This window comes from Methylobacterium indicum (assembly GCF_001043895.1).
In the GTDB taxonomy this organism is placed as follows: Bacteria; Pseudomonadota; Alphaproteobacteria; order Rhizobiales; family Beijerinckiaceae; genus Methylobacterium; species Methylobacterium indicum.
The window spans coordinates 1-1,899 of sequence record NZ_JTHF01000400.1; the positions used below are offsets into that span (position 1 = coordinate 1).

The window sequence follows — 1,899 nt, forward strand, 5'->3', positions numbered from 1 at the left end:
CCCGCCCGACCCTGCCGCGCCTCTCGGCATCCCTGCGCGGTACCGCGGAGGGCCTGCACGGGCTGCTGGCGGCCCTCGAGAGCGAAGCGCCCCTGATCGTTCCCGAGGAGGCCGTGCTGAGCGTCGAGCGCCCGGCCGATTCCGAGATCGGCCGGGCCACGGTGATGCGCCTCAACCTGACGGCCCGGGGCGTGCTGCTGCCCGCGCCGACGACCGGCCGGACCGGCCCGGGAGGGACGCCGTGATGCCGGCCCTCCGGACGGTCCGGACCGCGCTCGCCGCGACCGGGCTCAGGGCCCGCCTCGCCTGCGGACTGTCGGCCGGCCTGATGCTCGCCGCCTTCGCCTGGCCGGTCGATGGCGGGCCGGCGCCCGCGCCGCGGCACGCCCCGGCCGCGCCGCCGCCCCCGGACGAGACGGCCCTGCGGCGCCCGCTCTTCGATCCCGGCCGGCGCCCCTGGACCGCCCGGGGGCCCCGCGACATCCTCGACGGCGACCCGCCGCGGCCGGTCCTGGTGGTGCGCGGCATCCTCCTCGACGGGCCGACCGCGCGGGCGCTGATCGACGACGGCAGCGGCAGCCGGGCCTGGCTCGCCCGCGGCGAGGGCAGAGGGGATTGGCGGATCGCGGAGGTCGGCAGCGACCGGGTGACGGTGATCCAGGGCGAGCGCCGCTACGTCGCGACCTTCCTGGGACCCGCCGCGACGCTGCGGCCGGTCGGCGCCCGGCCGGTGGCGGAAGCGGAGCCGGCCCTGCGGCGGTGAGCCGGCCCTCGCGGTCGCGGGCGCGGGGACCCGAGCCGTTTCGATCCGGCCGGCCTCAGTCCAGCATCCGCCGCAAAATCCCCTGCTGGCCCTCGTAGGCCGCCGGCAGGGGCGGGGGCGGCAGGACCGGGCGCACCGGCATCATGGTGCGGAACTGCTGGCGGAAATCCTCGGCGATGCGATCGGCCTCGACGGTGCCGCGGATCACCCGCGGACGGATGAACACCAGGAGCTCGGTGCGCACCCGCTGGTCGATGCGGTTGCGGAAGGCCGGGCCGATCACCGGCAGCTCGCTCAGGACCGGCAGGTTCTCGTTGGTGATCTGCGCCTTCTCCTGCACCATGCCGCCGATGGCGAGGCTGTGGCCGTCGCTCACCGCGACGCTGGTCGCGACCCGGCGCTGGCGGATCGTCGGCGAGTCGATCGCCGAGGTCGTGGTCGGGACGACGTCGCTGACCTCCTGGTTGATGTCGAGGACGACGAGGCCGTTCTTGTTCACCCGCGGCGTGACCGAGAGGATCACGCCGGTATCCTTCATCTCGATCTGGTTGAGGATCGGGGCGCCGGCGGTCAGGGCGCTCTGGCCCGATTGCTTGATGATCGGCACCTGATCGCCGACCTGGAGCTTGGCGGTGCGGTTGTCGAGCACCGTGATGTTGGGCGACGAGATCACGTTGACCCGCGTCACGCCCTGCAGCGCGTTGAGCACCACGTTGAAGTCGGAACCGGCGAGCAGGTAGTTGAAGCCCGGCACGCCGCGGATCGCCGAGGTGATCAGCCCGGCGGTGCCGCTCGTCGCCGAGGCCTTGCTGGTATCGGCGCTGGCGAGGTTGAAGCGGCTGCCCTGCTGCTTGAGGAACCACTGCACGCCGAAGGCGAGGTTGTCGTTGAGCGTGACCTCGGCGATCACGGTCTCGAGCAGAACCTGGGTCGGCATCGCGTCGAGGCGGCCGAGGATGCGCAGGATCTTGTCGTACTGGTTGCGCGTGGCCGAGATGACGAGGCTGTTATTGGCCTCGTCCGCGACGATGCCGATGGCGTCGCGCCGCATCCCGGCGCCGCCGCCGGCATAGCCCGTCTCGAACCCGCCGCCGTAGCCCCCGTAGGCGCCGCCACCGCCATAACCGCCGAGCGCG

At 73.6% G+C, this 1,899-nt stretch carries 3 protein-coding genes; 2 read left to right on the forward strand and 1 reads right to left on the reverse strand.

All coding sequences use genetic code 11. From position 1 onward, the window contains the following. Both QR78_RS30770 and QR78_RS30775 read left to right on the forward strand, forming a co-directional pair. Positions 1–245 (forward strand): GspMb/PilO family protein (locus tag QR78_RS30770; protein ID WP_048431438.1); only part of this gene is annotated, 245 nt, incomplete at its 5' end. Next, complete coding sequence (locus QR78_RS30775) at positions 245–763, forward strand: hypothetical protein (protein WP_048431439.1); 519 nt, start codon at positions 245–247, stop codon at positions 761–763. The genes QR78_RS30770 and QR78_RS30775, both read left to right, overlap by 1 nt. A gap of 55 nt (positions 764–818) precedes the next feature. Here the strand turns inward: QR78_RS30775 and QR78_RS30780 are convergent. Then, positions 819–1,899, reverse strand: a 1,081-nt coding sequence (locus tag QR78_RS30780) for a type II secretion system protein GspD (RefSeq protein WP_048431440.1), incomplete at its 5' end; no start/stop codon positions are given.